The organism is Streptomyces sp. NPDC085927 (genome assembly GCF_044540975.1).
In the GTDB taxonomy this organism is placed as follows: Bacteria; Actinomycetota; Actinomycetes; order Streptomycetales; family Streptomycetaceae; genus Streptomyces; species Streptomyces hirsutus.
Genome location: NZ_JBITSN010000015.1, coordinates 4464 through 20176 on the forward strand (window position 1 = coordinate 4464; position 15713 = coordinate 20176).

14 protein-coding genes, 3 tRNA genes and 1 pseudogene are annotated in these 15713 nt (G+C 68.8%); 7 read left to right on the forward strand and 11 right to left on the reverse strand.

Annotation, left to right across the window (positions count from 1 at the left end; all coding sequences use genetic code 11):
• The 3 genes and pseudogenes from ACIF80_RS29755 to ACIF80_RS29765 all read right to left on the reverse strand — a co-directional run.
• On the reverse strand, positions 1 to 859 hold an 859-nt coding region (locus ACIF80_RS29755; RefSeq protein WP_399810276.1), incomplete at its 3' end, for an ice-binding family protein.
• A gap of 1243 nt (positions 860 to 2102) precedes the next feature.
• Positions 2103 to 2411: a hypothetical protein gene (locus tag ACIF80_RS29760; protein ID WP_399810278.1), complete on the reverse strand. Its 309-nt coding sequence runs from the start codon at positions 2409 to 2411 to the stop codon at positions 2103 to 2105.
• Positions 2379 to 2664: pseudogene (locus tag ACIF80_RS29765) on the reverse strand (acyl-CoA desaturase); the annotation flags it as partial. The gene ACIF80_RS29760 and the pseudogene ACIF80_RS29765, both read right to left, overlap by 33 nt.
• Positions 2665 to 3727: 1063 nt before the next feature.
• On the opposite strand from ACIF80_RS29765, the gene ACIF80_RS29770 reads away from it, so the two are divergent.
• Together ACIF80_RS29770 and ACIF80_RS29775 are read left to right on the forward strand one after the other, a co-directional pair.
• The gene (locus ACIF80_RS29770) at positions 3728 to 4936 is read left to right on the forward strand and encodes a PP2C family protein-serine/threonine phosphatase (RefSeq protein ID WP_399810530.1); all 1209 of its coding nucleotides are present in this window, start codon (positions 3728 to 3730) and stop codon (positions 4934 to 4936) included.
• An 88-nt stretch (positions 4937 to 5024) separates the two neighbouring features.
• Positions 5025 to 5273, forward strand: a complete 249-nt coding sequence (locus ACIF80_RS29775) for a hypothetical protein (RefSeq protein ID WP_399810279.1) — start codon at positions 5025 to 5027, stop codon at positions 5271 to 5273.
• 210 nt (positions 5274 to 5483) lie between these two features.
• Here the strand turns inward: ACIF80_RS29775 and ACIF80_RS29780 are convergent, their stop codons facing one another.
• Positions 5484 to 6032: a DUF5994 family protein gene (locus tag ACIF80_RS29780; protein WP_399810281.1), complete on the reverse strand. Its 549-nt coding sequence runs from the start codon at positions 6030 to 6032 to the stop codon at positions 5484 to 5486.
• A gap of 537 nt (positions 6033 to 6569) precedes the next feature.
• Between ACIF80_RS29780 and ACIF80_RS29785 the strand changes: the two genes are divergently transcribed.
• Entirely contained in the window at positions 6570 to 6740 is a 171-nt protein-coding gene (locus ACIF80_RS29785) for a hypothetical protein (RefSeq protein ID WP_399810282.1), read from the forward strand.
• Here the strand turns inward: ACIF80_RS29785 and ACIF80_RS29790 are convergent.
• The 3 genes from ACIF80_RS29790 to ACIF80_RS29800 form a co-directional block, all read right to left on the reverse strand.
• Positions 6737 to 6862, reverse strand: a complete 126-nt coding sequence (locus tag ACIF80_RS29790; protein WP_399810284.1) for a hypothetical protein — start codon at positions 6860 to 6862, stop codon at positions 6737 to 6739. The two genes, ACIF80_RS29785 and ACIF80_RS29790, sit on opposite strands and share 4 nt — an antisense overlap.
• Positions 6863 to 7370: 508 nt before the next feature.
• Positions 7371 to 7904 carry a DUF5994 family protein gene (locus ACIF80_RS29795; RefSeq protein WP_399810286.1) on the reverse strand — a complete coding sequence of 178 codons (534 nt, stop codon included), beginning with the start codon at positions 7902 to 7904 and terminating at the stop codon, positions 7371 to 7373.
• Between the two features lie 14 nt (positions 7905 to 7918).
• On the reverse strand, positions 7919 to 8932 hold the full coding sequence (locus ACIF80_RS29800; RefSeq protein WP_399810288.1) for an STAS domain-containing protein: 1014 nt from the start codon (positions 8930 to 8932) through the stop codon (positions 7919 to 7921).
• Positions 8933 to 9290: 358 nt separating this feature from the next.
• Here ACIF80_RS29800 and ACIF80_RS29805 point away from each other — a divergent pair, with 358 nt between their 5' ends.
• Entirely contained in the window at positions 9291 to 9599 is a 309-nt protein-coding gene (locus ACIF80_RS29805; RefSeq protein ID WP_399810290.1) for a hypothetical protein, read from the forward strand.
• A 314-nt stretch (positions 9600 to 9913) separates the two neighbouring features.
• On the opposite strand, the gene ACIF80_RS29810 is transcribed toward ACIF80_RS29805, so the two are convergent.
• The 4 genes from ACIF80_RS29810 to ACIF80_RS29825 all read right to left on the reverse strand — a co-directional run bounded on the left by ACIF80_RS29810 (position 9914) and on the right by ACIF80_RS29825 (position 13647).
• Positions 9914 to 9986 (reverse strand) — tRNA-Lys (locus ACIF80_RS29810).
• Positions 9987 to 10139: 153 nt separating this feature from the next.
• On the reverse strand, positions 10140 to 12413 hold the full coding sequence (locus ACIF80_RS29815; RefSeq protein WP_399810292.1) for a DEAD/DEAH box helicase: 2274 nt from the start codon (positions 12411 to 12413) through the stop codon (positions 10140 to 10142).
• A gap of 239 nt (positions 12414 to 12652) precedes the next feature.
• Entirely contained in the window at positions 12653 to 13201 is a 549-nt protein-coding gene (locus ACIF80_RS29820) for a hypothetical protein (protein ID WP_399810293.1), read from the reverse strand.
• A gap of 95 nt (positions 13202 to 13296) precedes the next feature.
• The gene (locus ACIF80_RS29825; protein WP_055593280.1) at positions 13297 to 13647 is read right to left on the reverse strand and encodes a metallopeptidase family protein; all 351 of its coding nucleotides are present in this window, start codon (positions 13645 to 13647) and stop codon (positions 13297 to 13299) included.
• Between the two features lie 85 nt (positions 13648 to 13732).
• Between ACIF80_RS29825 and ACIF80_RS29830 the strand changes: the two genes are divergently transcribed.
• The 3 genes from ACIF80_RS29830 (at position 13733) to ACIF80_RS29840 (ending at position 15693) form a co-directional block, all read left to right on the forward strand.
• Entirely contained in the window at positions 13733 to 15430 is a 1698-nt protein-coding gene (locus ACIF80_RS29830; protein WP_399810295.1) for a metallophosphoesterase, read from the forward strand.
• An 80-nt stretch (positions 15431 to 15510) separates the two neighbouring features.
• A tRNA-Glu gene (locus tag ACIF80_RS29835) sits at positions 15511 to 15583 on the forward strand.
• 35 nt (positions 15584 to 15618) lie between these two features.
• Positions 15619 to 15693, forward strand: a tRNA-Asp gene (locus tag ACIF80_RS29840).
• The last annotated feature ends 20 nt before the right edge of the window (positions 15694 to 15713 follow it).

Sequence of the window (15713 nt, forward strand, 5' to 3'; positions counted from 1 at the left end):
CAGTCGCAGCATCGCCAGTCGCGGCGTCACCAGTCGCAGCATCGCCAGTCGCGGCGTCACCAGTCGCAGCATCGCCAGTCGCGGCGTCACCAGTCGCGGCGTCACCAGTGGTCGTGGTGGTGGTTTCGCACTCCGGCCTGGTGATCACGTTGTTGTTCAGCGTCACGGCCCCGTTGCGGGCCAGCACCCGGCCCTCGATGGTCGCCCCACTGTTGACAGTGATCGAGGTGAGCGCCATGAGGGTGCCCACGAAGGTGGAGCCGGATCCGAGCGTGGCCGATTCGTCGGTCACCCAGAACACGTTGCACGCCTGGGCGCCGTTCTGAAGAACGATGTTGCTTCCGGATGCCGTCGTCAGGCCCGCGGGAACCTTGAACACCCAGACGGCATCGGGGTCGCCCTGGGCATCCAGGGTCCAGGTACCGGTGACCAGGAGACCGGACTCGACGGCGTAGGTGCCCGGAAGCAGGGTGGGGGTCACGGGCGCCGCGGAAAGGTTGAATTCCGTGGGCTGACCGAAAGCGTCGTCGTACGCCGTACCAAGGTCGGCCTTCGCTCCTGCCGCCGCCGCGCCTGCGTAGATCGACCCGCCCACCACCGTACCTGGCGGGAATCCGGTAACGGCCGTTCCCGGAGATACGCCGATGTCTCCGGTGACCACGGAATTACCTTCGTTGGTGACCGTCGAACCGGCCAGTACCGCGAAGCTCTCCGCGGTACCCAGATCTACAAATGTTGCCGCGTTTGCTCGTGTAGGTGTCACTGCCACAACGGCAACGGCGACCAGCAGGGTGAGTACCCCCGCGATCCAAGCCGCCATTGTGCGCCGTTGTGGCGCATCGGAAATGTTCAGTGTCATCGAGTATCCAACTCCTGTGGGGGGCGTCCGGCGTTCCTCGTCGAACAGAATCGCCTCTTCTGTCGGCGGCATATTACGCAGGCGCCTGCCCCCGGCGACGATTCCCTCGGGCGGTGTCGCCGGAATCAATCAATACGCGTCAAGGAATGTACGAAAAATGTTGAGCCGAATGGCCGCCCCCCATCCGTGCGGCGATCCACCGCGGAGCGGCAATTCGCCCGCATCAGTGAGCTCTTTCAGCGTGGCCACTGATCGGGTGACGGTCGCGGGGTGCGCAACGCACGAGGCTCCCGTGCCGTGGAGGGAGGTGTTCGAAGGCGGATCTTCCGCAGGTCACGCATCAACCCCAACCGCATGACGTCAATCGCCAAGACCTCACCCTTGGGCAGAGACTCTGAAAAGGCTCAGTGCTGCACCAGTGCCAGCTTGACAGGTGATGACCGCTTCTACTGCGGTCGGGTGAGCTTGTACATCGACGGTTCCCGGCCAAGCGCTCACGGATGCTGTGAGAGTTGCCTGCTGCTGTAGGCGGGAACTCCAGAGTAGAGCTAGTGATTGTCCCGGCAGGTTGTTGCTGGTACCCCGAGTCACCGCTGGTGACGGCAACGAGGGCGCACCGTCGCGCAGTGTCACTCACATGGACGTTCAGAATTGGATGGCTTCAGCGGTTACTTCGGCGTGCCGCCCGATCCTACGGATCAGAAGGTTGCATGCTCCTTTTCGTGCTCTTACCCACGAAGTCGCAGGTAGGCACGAACACAGGTCTCAGCGAGCCCTTTTCCTGGGGTGCCGACGAGGCCGACACGGCCCTAGGCTCTCCTCGTTGGTGCAGGGCGCGAACCGGCTGCTGATCGGAGCGGTGCTCCTGTCTGTCCTGAGGATGCGCTCACGAAGCCAAGACTTGCTTAGCAACTGCTGAGGGACAAGCGTTTGACTGGCGAAAATCAGCGCGGCAGTTCTCGACCGATCCACGCCATGCGGATCAGAGCTGGACCGATGGTCTGAGCACCAGGATTGAGCATTAACAGGAGTCGACGAAAGTCTCCGTAGCGTCTTCGGCTCCGGTGTCGATGCCGATATCGACACCGCCTTGGCTGCCCACTGCTCCGCGATCGACGAGCCTTTGCAGGCACGCTTCAGTAGCTCCTCCGAGGGCGCCGAGGGCGAGCCGTGGCAGCTCCGCTACCCGGTTCCAGTGGACCTGCTGGGCTGTCCGAGCGGGCAGCCCAGCAACGCCCTTGAATCATTCCTGCCGACCCCGTGCATCGTCCTCGTCGGACGGTTTCGGGTTCGCCTTCGCCCACGCCTTCTTGGACACCAAGTACGTGATCGCGACAGCCCCCGACACCGTGTTTGCGTTCTCGCTCATCTCCTTGAACACGTCACTGGTGATCATCGCCTGGAGCAGCAGGAGAAGAACGACGGCAGCCATGGCGCCGGCGAAAATGTTCCGCTGCTCTTCCCAGCTGCGCCCACGGCCTTCTGCGGCGGCGAACTGACGGGCGGGTTCCTGCAGCGTGTTGGCGGAACACCTGGCGGTGGGCTGCGTCATGGGCGAGGAGGGCGACCTGGCCGAAGACAACGGCCAGGAAGACGGCGACCGCCAGTGTCCACCAACTGTCGCCGATGAGCGCGACGGCGGCCCACCCACCAACGTAGAGCCCGGCCACGACCGTGATCCGCAGTGCGTAATAGCCGGGGCGGCGCGCCAGCAGGCCGGCATCAGCGATCTTTCTCGACAATCGGGCGAAGTCACTGCCGGACGTCTGCGAGGGCGGGGGGCGGACCGTGGTACTTCTGGTCATGATGGTGAAACTCTCTCCGAAGGAGGCGGATGGCTCGGCGCTGTCCCGGGAGCCGCTGAGACCGGGCCGCAGGTAGGGATGCGCTTCCTCCACTGCGGGAAGCGCATCGCGCGACCGCGGAGCAAGGACGACGTCTGCTTCATCAGTCAGCGGCCGCGCGGGTCCTCTATCTGCATAGGCAGGTCTCACACCGCGACATCACAGGGCTTCTGGAGCGGTCCGCGCGCTCCCATGGCAGAGGCCGGCCGGTGAAGCGGGTACGGCTGATCACCGAGGGGCGCTCAACACGGTGATCGGCAAGGTCCGTACGGGTCGTCGAGACAGAAGGCACCGACGAGGACACCGACCGGCGCAGCTGAAGAGTGTCCGAACCGGCGAATCCGGGTGAGCGAACCGGAGCTGAGACGATTCGCGGTCGCGGACACCGCTGTCCCGCGCACCAGCGGACACCCGCGGTGGGGCCGATGAAGATTGTCGCCTGTGCGGGACATCCGTTTCTCGCCCCGGGCGGAGAAGCACTGGCCAGCATGTACGTGATCGACGCGAGAGCCGCACAAGGAACTTGCCTCCCTGACCCTCGCGGTGAGTAACGGGATCAACCTCCGCACTTACCTGATCCGCGCAGAACGTTTTCTCCAGAGCCCAGGATGCGCTGGAAACCTCCAGCGCACTGGACCGCAGCCTCCAGGATGTTTTCGACAGGGTGAATGAGAGCCACTCGGACAGTGAGATCGGGAGCCACTGTTTGGGCATCGAAGCTGAGAGCCACCTGTCCCGACCGGGTGCGACATGCCGCTTTTGGCGCAATGAGCCTTTTAGGCCAGTCGGCCGCGTCACTCTGTGCGGGTTGATCACAGTCGGTCAGGAACCCGTGCGTACAGATCGCGTGAGTGGGTCTTCGAGCGGATCTGCAAGGTGAGCCGGGTCTGTCCCAAGCCCCAAGGCCGAGGCCAGCCGCCTGGTGAGCGGCCCCTTGAAGAGGCCCGCCCAGCGGGCGAAACCGGCTCTGCTGTGGTGAAAGGGAGCGGCTGTGGCGGACAGTGGGCGGCGGCCTGACAAGGCCATGGTGGACCGGTCGGAAGGGTTCGGTGAGCGGCTGCTGGGGGTGCTGCTGGACCGGGCGCACGAGATGCCACCGCAGCTGATCGCCCCGCTGATCGCGGAAGAGGTGGCCAGGGTCGGTGGCCGCGACGTCTCGATCCTCCTGCAGGACTACGAACAGCTGATGCTGGTGCCGCTGCCGGGTAGGCGGCTGACCGCCGGCGAGCCCGCGCCGATCGGTGACTCCCACGCCGGCACGGCCTTCCTGTATGCGACCCCTGTGGAGGTGCCGCAAGCCGACGGGGTGCGGATATACCTGCCGTTGCTGGACGGCAGCGACCAGGTGGGGGTGCTGGCCCTCACCCTGGACACCGTCGAGGACGACGACCGGCGGCTGCTGCACCGACTGGCCGGCCTGGCCGCCCACGTGCTGGTCACCAAGAACAGCTACACCGACCAGTTCTTCCAGACCCGACGGCGCGAGCCGATGAGCGTGGCCGCGGAGATCCAGTGGTCCCTGCTGCCCCCGCTGTCGATGTCCACTCCGCAGGTCGCGGTGGCCGGCATCCTCGAGCCCGCCTACGAGGTCGCCGGCGACAGCTTCGACTACGCCCTCAACGACGACATCCTGCACGTGGCCATGGTCGACGCGATGGGCCACGGCCTGGACGCCGCCACCATGGCGACCGTCGCCATCGGCGCCTACCGGCACGCCCGACGCACCGACGTCGGGCTGTCCGGGATCTACGCGTTCATGGACCGGGCCATCGCCGGGCAGTTCGGGCCCGAGCACTTCGTCACCGCACAGATGATGCGCCTGAACGTTGCGACAGGCCACCTGCAATGGGTCAACGCCGGCCACCCCGCGCCGCTGCTGATTCGCAACCACCAGGTCGTCCGGCAACTGGAGAGTGCGACCACCTTGCCGGTCGGCTTCGGCGGCGACGAGCCCCAGCTCAGCGAGCAGACGCTCCAGGTCGGCGACCGGGTGCTGTGCTTCACCGACGGCCTGATCGAGGAGCACGAAGCCGGCGGGAAGCAGTTCGGCGAGGAGCAACTCATCGCCTGGGTCAACCGCATCGAGCACGCCGAGGAAGGGGTTCGGGCGGTGGTGCGCTCCCTCTCCCACACCCTGATCCGGGAGCGGGGCGGGATCACCAGCGACGACGCGACCCTCTTCCTGATCGAGTGGCGCGGGGGCGCCGCCGACCACCTTGCCACCCTGGAATGAGCCGATACCGCCCGACTGGTGGTGCGGCCGTTGGCGGTGAGATCTGGCATGTCACGCGAGAAAACCGCGATGGATCTATCGTCAAGGTATGAGCGTGTTCATCAAGCTGGTGGAGAACCGGCCCCCCAAGGAATACGCGGAGCCGGCGGCTGCAGATATCTCCTACGACGACGTCACCGAAGGTGAGTCGCCCGCCGCGTACGAGTACGACCTGCTTCCGAGCGGCGCATTGCGGATCCTCAGGGTGACCAAAGGCGAAGCCGCCGTCGTCGAATCGATCTACGCTCCCGGACTCTGGTTCCGTGTCCAGGGGCAGTGGCGGGGTCATGCGGAATAGCAGGCACTCTGCCGGCGGCCGGGCGCTGCCGGCTGCTGAGCCCGGTCGTCGGTGCCTGAGGTCCGAGCAGAATGTGCTCATGCTTCGCGTCAGCCTACGGAATCACGTCGGAAACTACCTGCAGGTGTACCGTGGATTGTGGGTTGCGCACTCTCACGTGTTGCGCCTGAAAGGACGGCCCCGGCGGTTTCACCGGGGCCGTTTCAAGGATCACGCTGAGTGTGCCGGCGCGGTCACACGGGCGCCGTGGCCGCCCTCGGAGTCCCAGACCGCTTCTCGGGCCTGGTCGGCTTCTGTCACCATCCGTGGGAATTCGGCCCTCTCCAGCAGATCACTCGCTGTGTGGCTGCGCAGCGGACCGGTAGCCGCGGTCATCAGCCAGGCGGCGACGGCCGGATCCGTCTGCGGCGGAATCACCAGCAGGTCCCAGCGGCCGACGGTGTAGGAGAGCAGCAACAGCTTGTGGGGGTCTTGCTCGGCCTTGAACCAGCCGACGCTCACCACGTGCCCGTCAACGGGCACCTTCCGTGGGATGACCGGCCAAAGGGTCGGGTTCACCGTGACATGGGTGATGCGCCCCCACAGGGGATCCAGCACCGCTGTCAACGCAGGAAGTTCCGCCGCCAGGTCGCGGGAGCGGGGCCACCACGCACCGTCCAGAAGAGCACCAGGGGTGTCCGTTGAGGCGAGCGCGAGACGTAGCGGCAGCGAAAAGGCCCGCTCCTCGACCGCCGACGTATACAGAATGGTCGCGGTCATGACGCGGACCTGTCCCCGGGCCGGTGTACACCGGCCCGGTGTTGTGAATCGCCGAGAACGACAGGAGCTTAGAAACTCTTATGCGAAATGCCCTCGGTAATTTCAGGGTACTCCCGGATACAGCTCGCCGGGCGGTTTCAGGGTGACGGATATCAGGGCGCTTTGACGGGTCTTCGAACTTGAGTGGTGCACTCGGCTGGCGGTGCTGGCCTGTCGTCACGATGGTGACAGTCGTGGTGGTTGTCGGCATCCGAATGCAGAGCGCCCGTGGTCATACCTGATCATTTCTGTTCTCGACGCAGAACGATCACGCAGGAGCCACGGGCTTGGTCAACGATACGACGTTGCTGCTCGACCTCGACGGGGTGTCCGTCGCACGTGTCGAGCGGCCCGAGGGCGGCAGAGGCCGGGTCCATCGGTCACGGCGGACGAGTCGGCGCGGGCTTGTCCGGCCTGCGGGGCATCCGCCTCCCGGGTGAAGGGCTCGGCGGTGACCCGGCCCCGCCACCTTCCCTACGGGACAGCGGCCTGGAGTTCTTGTGGCACAAGCGCCGCTGGTTCTGCACCGGCAACCGCATGCCGGCTGCGATGATCCTCGCCGCTACCGGCACCACCCCCGAAATCCCCGACGCGGTGCCCCTGCTGGCGATCGACGCGGAGAGCCAGCGGATCCAGGAGGCCGAGGGCGGCGCCACAGGCCCTGTTTAGCCCGCACCGGTCAGCCCGTCGGTGCGGAGCACCGCCGAGTTCGACCCACCCCGCCTGGCCTCGGCCCGCCAGTCGCCCGTCATCTGCACGACCCGGCTGACTTCACCGGGATGGACCTTCATCTCCTCCACTCCACAGCCCGTGAATCTCTTGGCAGGTGCACGATGGATCTCACCGAACGGATGTCAGTAGTGATCGCCGTGTGGCCGCCGCCCTGGCCGCCGCCCTGGCCGCCGCCTTTGCCTCAGCCACCGCCGTGGCCTCAACCGCTACCGCGGGGGGAGAGATGGGCGAGGTTACCTCTCTGACACCAGCCACCAAGGAACCCACGCGTAGTTGATGGCAGCGTATGGCGCGGACCGCGGCGCCAGCGGTGTGTAGTTCTGTCACAGGGCAGCGTTGGAGGCATAGCGGTGCAGCGGAGCAAGGAGGCTGCCGCACATCCGGCATTCGCGCGTCGAGCCATCACGCCACAGCCAGAAATCACCCGATCGAGGTGGCTCTCCATCTCATTGCCGATCACGGACTTGCGTCGTGTCCATCCCCACCACGGATGGGGCAACGTGGCTCTCGACCTCAGTGCCGGAGTGGCTCCCATTCATCCTGCCGAAAACACTCCAGGACAACCTGCTACCCCTCGGCGCTGCAGAAAGTGCCGGGCTGTAGACGGCAGCGTCGCATCTGCCCGCTGGTGGCGACCCCGCACGCCGATATGGCGGCTCGGCCACGAGCCCGTTCTGAGCGCGGAACCCGACCCCGAGGTAGGGAAGTATCGCGGTCTGCGTGCAGGTTCACGGGCCAGAGCGTCCAGGATTCCCGGAACTCGCGCGCTTCCGTCTGTGGGGCGTCGGGCCAAGCCGCTGCGCCTACGGTCACACGGGTGACGGTGCCATGGCCCGGGTCCAATGAGCCCACGAGCGCGGGCAACTCCAGTTCCAGGGCGCCGCATCGCGGCCACCACGCTCCGTCCAGCCGGCCGTGGCCGGCGTCCGGCGTGAGGCTCAGCCGGGGCAGGGGCATCCGGTAGGTGTGTTCGTCAGCCGAGGACGTGCTCCAGCGGGCGGAGTGATGGCATCCATCGTGCGATCCCGTCCCGGATGGCCTTCGGCTGCCCGCGTTCGTCACTCGCCGGGAACGGCGCCGCCATGGTCGTGCGCGCGACATGCTCTCAGTGCCTCTCAGGCTACTCCCGGCCTGGGCCGACGACGCGAGGTGCAGGCGCCGTGCGAAAGCGCGGTTTCCCGGGACAGGCCCAGCACGCAGGGGGCGACCGGACCAGGCAGCCCGATCATCTCTCCGTGGTTCCGCCAACCCCAGGACTCGAGGGCGGCCTGCCCGGCCTGGTCGGCCGGATGAAGCAGGGCGACTGCGAGGGCATTGTGCCGGTCGGCCAGCAGGCGCTGTTGCAGACAGCGGGCGATGTCGAGGTGTTGGGCGTGCGGATGCGCCACGACCTGGGTGAGAAGCAGGAACCGGGCGCAGCCAGTGAGCCGTTGAATGCTCTCCTGCAGTCCTCGGTCAGACCGGGCGCCGGGGCTCATCGGAAAGCCGAAGGCGCATCCGACCAGCCCCGTCGTCTCGGCGACCAGCAGCGCGAAGCCGGGCCGTCGGGCGCTGGCGGCCAGTCGCCGCAGGAAGTCGCCCCGATCCTGGTACGCCTCCCCGGAGGTGCCCGCGACGGACGCCATGGCCAGGTCGGCGATGTCCTCACTCATCCCCTCCGCCTGCCAACGACTCAGTCGGCGAAGGCGGATCCCGTCCTTGACGACCGGCGCACTGGCGCGGCCGCCCGCCATCGGCGTCCCGACGGCGGGCGGACCCGACGGGGCCGTCTCCAGCAGGTCGCGGAGCAGGGCGGGTGACGCCGGAAGCGCCGGGACCGCGAGGAGCAGGGGTGTAGAGCCGGTGGCGGCGAGCAGCCGGGTGATCTGCGCGCACGGATGGTGCAGCCGCAGGGAGGCGTGTACCCGGCCGGCGCGCCGTGACGCCGTCAGGAAGACGTTCAGGCCCTTGGCATCGCAGGAGCCGACCGTCGTCAGATCGACGTCGATGGCGGTCACGCCGTCGCGCAGACACTGGTCCAGCGCGGCCCGCAGCAGGGGCGCTGTGGCCGACCCGATCTCACCGGCGAGCGTGACGAGGGCCCGCTCCCCTCTGTCCCGCCGGTGGATGTCCAGCCGCCGCAGGGCCATCACGCCTCCGCCCGGCAGGCGCACAGGACGGCACAGACACTGAACTTGCGCGAAGTTGCTTCGATGGCGGAGGACACAATGCCGACCCGTCTCCGCGCCGACCGCTCGGGCAGGTACGGAGTTCGTCTCTCGCCGAGGACGACCCGGCGTGACAGCCTGAGTACGCGTTGCCCTCGGTACCTCCACGGTACGCCGCCAACAACTGGAACGGCTGTGACGCGAGGCAGGAGTAGCGCGGGGAGGGACGAGGGTACGTCGTACACCGGTGACAGGACTGGTCTCGTCCTCGGCCCGCGGCACGACACGGGACGTGCGACACGACGCGAGCCGTTCCTCGGCCCAGGTCAGGTTCCGCCTCATGACCACCGAATCCGTGCACCTTCCGTACCCGCTTCCGTCTGCGGACCCACCGGACGACGTTCCCAGCGAGAGCAGAGTCGATGCCCGCATCATCTCCATGGACCCCGAAGTGGCCCGGCACGTCGCCGATGTCCTCCGGCTGCTGTTCGCCGGGGCGAGCAGCGCAGTTATCCGGCGTGCCCGTCGGGGAGAGGGACACGTCTGCACCTCACGCTCGATCCCGCGCGGGGCGTCGGCCCGCGGCTGCTCCTGGCTGGAGGCCAGCAGGCCGCCCGTCGACCGAACGCATCCGGGCGAGACCGCCTGACGCGTGTCCCCGCCGGCGCCGGACCAACGGCACCCACCGAGCCACCTCCATCGGCGGATCTCCACCACTCCAGCCCCAGGAGACCTCATGACAACCGCCTCAGTGCTCCACTCGTTTACAAAGGCGGAAGCCGAGTGGTTCATGGAGACGGCCACGGCAGACAGCCAGCTCGTGGGGCACACTGCCTGACCGCGGGCACATCCGCTCACGCATCGCTCACGCAAGGGCCCGAAAACGAAGCAGCGCCCGAGCCGACCGAAGCCGACCCGGACGCTGAAGACCAGGTCAGAGGGGTATCCCCTCCCCCGCATCCGTAGGCCCTGTGGGACTCGAACCCACAACCAATGGATTAAAAGTCCACTGCTCTGCCAATTGAGCTAAGGGCCCCAGGCGATGTTGCCTCCACGAGCATAGCGGGACGTGGGCGCGTCGTTGATCGGGTATCGGTGCGACGGACCCGGATGTGTCCCCTCCACATGCGGCAGGGCCCGCACGACGGGTGTCGTACGGGCCCTGTTACGTCAGTCCGGTGTGCCGGGATCAGCCGTTGCGCTTCCAGCGCGGCTTGTCCTCGCGGCGGCCGAAGGAGCCGCCGCCGCGGTGCTCGTCACGACGGCCGTGCGGGCGGTCGTGGGAGGCGCCGGAGCGGAAGCCGGGGCGCTCACCCTGGCTGTCGCGGTTGAACGGACGGTCGCTGCCACGGTGGCCGGCACGCTCACCGCGGTCGTCGCGGCGGAAGCCGGGACGGTCGTTGCGGTCACGGTCACCGCCGCGGTTGAAGCCGCCGCGGTCGTCACGACGCTCGAACGAACGGCCGCCACGGTCGCCACCGCGGTCGTCACGACGCTCGAAGGAACGACCACCACGGTCGCCGCCGCGGTCACCACGGTCGTCACGACGGAAACCGCCACGGTCGCCACCGCGGTCGTCACGACGCTCGAACGAACGGCCACCGCGGTCGCCGCCGCGGTCACCCCGGTCGTCACGACGGAAACCGCCACGGTCACCACCGCGGTCGTCACGACGCTCGAACGAACGGCCACCGCGGTCACCACGGTCGTCACGACGGAAACCGCCACGGTCACCACCGCGGTCACGGTCGCCGCCGCGGTTGAAGCCGCCGCGGTCGTCACGGCGCTCGAAGGAACGGCCGCCACGGTCGCCACCGCGGTCGCCCCGGTCGTCGCGACGGAAGCCGTCCCGGCGGTCGGAGCGCTCGGTGTCCTGCGCGGTCTGCTGCTCCGGCAGCGAGATCTCGGCCTGGGCCGACGCCTCGGTGGCCGCCTCGGCCACTGCCGCCTCCGGGTCCTCGCCCCGCTCGCGGGCGGCCCTGGCGACCAGCCGGTCCGCCTCTTCCCGCAGTTCGGAGGCCCGGCGCTGCGCCCGCTCCAGTTCCTTGGTGAGCTGGGCGGTCTCGCGCTCGGCCTGCTGGGCCGCCTTGCCCGCCGACTCGGCCTGGACCTCGGTCATCGACCGGGCGCCGGTGATCTCGGCGAGCTCCGGGTCGAAGGCCGCGCCGCCCTGGATGATGTGACGCGTGGCGTCCACGCCCGCGTCCTCCATCAGCCGGAAGATCTGGCGCCGCTGGTGCGGCAGGGACAGCGACACGACGGTGCCGGTGCGGCCGGCCCGCGCCGTACGGCCGGCCCGGTGCAGGTAGTCCTTGTGGTCGCCGGCCGGGTCCACGTTCAGCACCAGGTCGATGCCGTCGACGTGGATACCGCGCGCGGCGACGTCCGTGGCGACCAGGACGTTGACGTAGCCGTCCTTGAAGTCGGCCAGCGTCCGCGTCCGCGCGCCCTGCGTCATGCCGCCGTGCAACGCGTCGGCCTTGGCGCCCGCCTCGCGCAGCTGGTCGGCGATCCGGTCCGCGCCCAGCTGGGTACGGACGAAGATGATGGTGCGGCCCTTGCGGGAGGCGATGGCCGCGGTGACCGGAGCCTTGTCCTTCGGCTTCACGACCAGGATGTGGTGCGACATCGTCGTGACGGCGCCCTGGGCGGCGTCGACCTCGTGGTGGACCGGGTCCTTCAGGTACCGGTCGACGAGGGTCTTGATCTCGTTCTCCATGGTCGCGGAGAACAGCATCCGCTGGCCGCCCGCCGGGATCTGGTCGAGCAGTTCGGTGACCTCGGGCAGGAAGCCCAGGTCGGACATCTGGTCGGCCTCGTCGAGGACGGCGATCTCCACGTTCTCCAGGGAGCACGCGCCGCGGTTGATGATGTCGCGCAGCCGGCCGGGGGTGGCGACCAGGACGTCGACACCGCGCTCGAGGGCGTAGATCTGGTTGCCCATGGAGGTGCCGCCGCAGACGACCTTCATCTTCAGCCCGAGGACGTCCCCGTACGGCTGGAGCGCGTCGGCCACCTGCATGGCGAGCTCACGCGTCGGCGTCAGGATGACGGCGCGCGGCTTGTGCTTCTCGGTCCGGCCGCCGGCCAGCGTGGTCAGCGTCGGCAGACCGAAGGCGAGGGTCTTGCCGGAGCCGGTGCGGCCGCGGCCGAGGATGTCCTTGCCGGCCAGGGCGTCCGGGATGGTCGCCGCCTGGATCGGGAAGGGGCTGGTCACGCCGTTCTGCGTGAGCTTGCGCACGACGCCCTCGGAAAGACCGAGGGTGGCGAAGGTGAGTTCGGGGGTGCTGTCCACGCTGTCGCCGTCGTCGGTGACGTCGATGTCGGTGGTGACGTCGACGACGTCCGTGATGTCGGTGATGTCGGTGACGACGTCGGTGACGTCAGTGGTGACGACGGTGGTGGTGTCGGTGTCCTCGGTGTTCTCGGGCACGACGACGTGATCAGTACTGGCGATGGGCATACGAATGCGAAACCTTCCGGAGTCTCTTCGGCACGCGCCCGTCAACTCCGTGATTCGCAATTCGCAATATGACCGCCTCGATGCGGTCCACCACGGTAAGGGGAGAGTACGCGCCACACGGCGCGCTCTGCAGTGGCGCCGGGCAAATAGGATCAAACGATCTGCCACCATACGCACCCTGTACCCCCAAAAGCAAACCGGGAGCTCACAGCGGCGGGACGGGGCGCCGAAGCGGTTTCCTAGACCGGAGCCCCCGCCTCCGGTGCGGGTTCCCGGTGCACCATCTGGGCCTCCGGCGGCTCGTGCGCCGACGAGGACGGCTCCGCGGCCGTCGGCTCCGGCGGGGCCGAGGGCTCCGGCGGCGCCTGTGTGGGCTCCGGATCCGCCGGCCGGGTGGGCTCCGGCGGTTCCGGCCGGCTGTCGGAGGTCGGCCCCGCCGGCTCGCCCGGCCCGCCCTCGTCCGGCACCGGCCCGCTCACCCCCGGGGAGGGCGACGCCTCGGCGGCGGACGAGGCTCCCACCCCGCCCTTCCTCCGTTTGCCCTGCTCGCCCTTCCTGCCGCGGCCCTCGCGGTGCTCGCTCGCGCCCTCGGCCGCCGCGGCACCATGACCGCCCTTGCCGCCCGGCGCCTCGGGCCCCCCACCGGGCACCTCGCCGTCCGAACGGCCCGCGGAGGGCGACGGCTCGGCCCCGGCCGGCCCCTCCCCGCCGACGCTCATGCAGCCGGCGGCAGCGGCGACGGCCAGGACGGTGGCGGCCAGGCGGACTGGTACGTACAAGGGGCGCACGAGGCCACCTCCGGTCGGGATGCTGGGTCGGACTGCCCAACTCCCGCCACCCGCAAGAGGACACGCCGTCAGCACACCGGTGACACGCCGGTGACCTATCCGTAGCCGAGTGCGTGCAGCCGGGCGTCGTCGATTCCGAAGTGATGCGCGATCTCGTGCACCACGGTGATCTCCGCCTCGGCGACGACGTCCTCCCGGGACTCGCACATCCGCAGGGTCGGTCCCCGGTAGATGGTGATCCGGTCCGGCAGCACCCCCGCGTACCACTCGCCCCGCTCGGTCAGCGGCGTCCCCTCGTACAGCCCCAGCAGCTCGGGATCGTCCGCCGGCGGCTCGTCCTCGACGAACACCGCGACGTTGTCCATCAGCCGCGTCAGCTCCGGCGGGATCCGGTCGAGCGCCTCGGCGACCAGTTCCTCGAACTCCCCACGCGTCATCTCCAGCACAGGGTCATTGTCGGCCATGACCCATCCGTACGAGTCCCGCCGGGCGCCCCGCATATCCGGCGCGCCGTATGGGCATACGGGATCAATGGCACGCGTCCCCGCCGCAGTCAGGAACCTCCGACACCGCATCCGAAGGGTCCCGCGAGCCCTCGCCCGCCGTCACCGCTCCCGCCGTCCCGCCACCACGGCGACGGCCGTCACCACCACACTCGCCGCCCGGCCGCCCCGCCCCTGGAAGCGCGTCGTCGGACTCTTCGCCGTCGTCCTGCTGGGCGCCTGGCTCGGCCTGCTGATCGTGGGCAATGTGCGCGTCCCCGTCGGCCCCATGGACACGACCATGACCCTGCGCCCGTCCCTCACGGGCGGCACGAAGATCAACGTGTCTCCCCTGGGAGCCCTCGAACTCGACAGCCACCACGCCCCCGTCCGCCTCGACGTGAACGTCGACCAGCTGGACCCCGCCCGCTCCCAGGCCCTCGTGGACCGCCCCGAGCGCCTCTCCGGCCTCCAGGACGAAGTCACCCAGGACATCACCCGCGGCACCGCCGACCTCGCCGTGCGCTCCGTCGTCGCCGTCGTCACCGGTGCCACCGCTCTCGGTCTCGCCGTCTACCGCCGCCCGCGCCGGGCCCTGGCCGCGGGCGGCCTCGCCCTCACCCTTCTGGCTGCGTCCGGCGGCACCGCGTACGCCACCTGGAACCCGGACTCCGTCCTCGAACCGAGGTTCTCCGGGCTGCTCTCCTCGGCGCCCTCCCTGGTCGGCAACGCCCGCAGCATCGTCACGGAGTTCGACGTCTACCAGAAGGAGCTGGCCCGCCTGGTCACCAACGTGACGAAGCTCTACGACGCCACCTCCACGCTCCCCGCCTACCAGCCCGACCCGACCACCCTCCGGGTCCTGCACGTCTCCGACATCCACCTCAACCCCGCGAGCTGGGCGATCATCGCCTCACTCGTCGATCAGTACCGGGTGGACGTCATCGTCGACTCCGGCGACACCATGGACCACGGCACCGCCGCCGAGAACGGATTCCTCGACCCCATCGAGGACCTCGGCGCCCCCTACGTCTGGGTCCGCGGCAACCACGACTCGCCCGTCACCCAGCGCTATCTCGAAGGCCTCGAGAACGTCCACGTCCTGGACGACGGGCGGGCCAGAACCGTCGCGGGCCTGCGCTTCGCCGGCATCGGCGACCCGCAGTTCACCCCGGACCGCTCCACGAAACCCGGCGCCGAGCAGTCCCAGGAACTCGCGGGCGCCCGGCTGGCCTCCGCCCTGCGTGACCAGCGGGCCGCCGGCACCCCGGTCGACGTGGCCGTCGCACATGAACCGTCGGCGGCCCGCGAGGTGGACGGCACGGTGCCCCTCGTCCTGGCCGGGCACGTCCACCGCCAGAAGACCGAGGTCATGAAGTACGGCACCCGGCTCCGCATCGAAGGCTCCACCGGCGGCAGCGGTCTGCGCGCGATCGAGGGCGAACACCCCGACCCGATCGAGACCTCGATCCTCTACTTCGACCGCGACACCCGCCGTCTCCAGGCCTGGGACGCGATCAGGCTGGGCGGCCTGGGCCTGACCACGGCAGAGGTCAGCCGGCACCTCCCGGAGGAGAACCAGCCGGGCGCGTCCCCGTCCGGCTCTCCGTCCGGTGCTCCCTCCGGCTCCCCGTCGGGGTCACCCACGGGTTCACCTGCCGATTCCCCTTCCGGCTCCCCTTCCCCGCCGTCGTCCCTGCCGCCCGCCCGGCTCCCCTCTCCCACCTCTTCGGCACCCGCCCCGTAAACCGTTTTGGCGATCCCTCCCGGCATCACATATGCTTCGGACGTCCCCGACGCGCTGAGAAGCGCCCAGGCGGGCCGATAGCCCTCATCGTCTAGCGGCCTAGGACGCCGCCCTTTCAAGGCGGTAGCACGGGTTCGAATCCCGTTGGGGGCACGCACCACCCTGTGCGACACTGTCGTACGAAGCTTGGTCCTGTGGAGCAGTTTGGAGTGCTCGCCACCCTGTCAAGGTGGAGGCCGCGGGTTCAAATCCCGTCAGGACCGCTGAGGTTTCACATGAAACC

Bases quoted from the DNA above. Each gene is read 5' to 3' on its own strand.
- ACIF80_RS29760 (WP_399810278.1), bottom strand. From the start codon at position 2,411: ATGACGCAGCCCACCGCCAGGTGTTCCGCCAACACGCTGCAGGAACCC.
- ACIF80_RS29770 (WP_399810530.1), top strand. From the start codon at position 3,728: ATGGTGGACCGGTCGGAAGGGTTCGGTGAGCGGCTGCTGGGGGTGCTG.
- ACIF80_RS29775 (WP_399810279.1), top strand. From the start codon at position 5,025: ATGAGCGTGTTCATCAAGCTGGTGGAGAACCGGCCCCCCAAGGAATAC.
- ACIF80_RS29780 (WP_399810281.1), bottom strand. From the start codon at position 6,032: ATGACCGCGACCATTCTGTATACGTCGGCGGTCGAGGAGCGGGCCTTT.
- ACIF80_RS29790 (WP_399810284.1), bottom strand. From the start codon at position 6,862: ATGAAGGTCCATCCCGGTGAAGTCAGCCGGGTCGTGCAGATGACGGGC.
- ACIF80_RS29795 (WP_399810286.1), bottom strand. From the start codon at position 7,904: ATGTCGCGCGCACGACCATGGCGGCGCCGTTCCCGGCGAGTGACGAAC.
- ACIF80_RS29800 (WP_399810288.1), bottom strand. From the start codon at position 8,932: ATGGCCCTGCGGCGGCTGGACATCCACCGGCGGGACAGAGGGGAGCGG.
- ACIF80_RS29805 (WP_399810290.1), top strand. From the start codon at position 9,291: ATGACCACCGAATCCGTGCACCTTCCGTACCCGCTTCCGTCTGCGGAC.
- ACIF80_RS29815 (WP_399810292.1), bottom strand. From the start codon at position 12,413: ATGCCCATCGCCAGTACTGATCACGTCGTCGTGCCCGAGAACACCGAG.
- ACIF80_RS29830 (WP_399810295.1), top strand. From the start codon at position 13,733: ATGGCACGCGTCCCCGCCGCAGTCAGGAACCTCCGACACCGCATCCGA.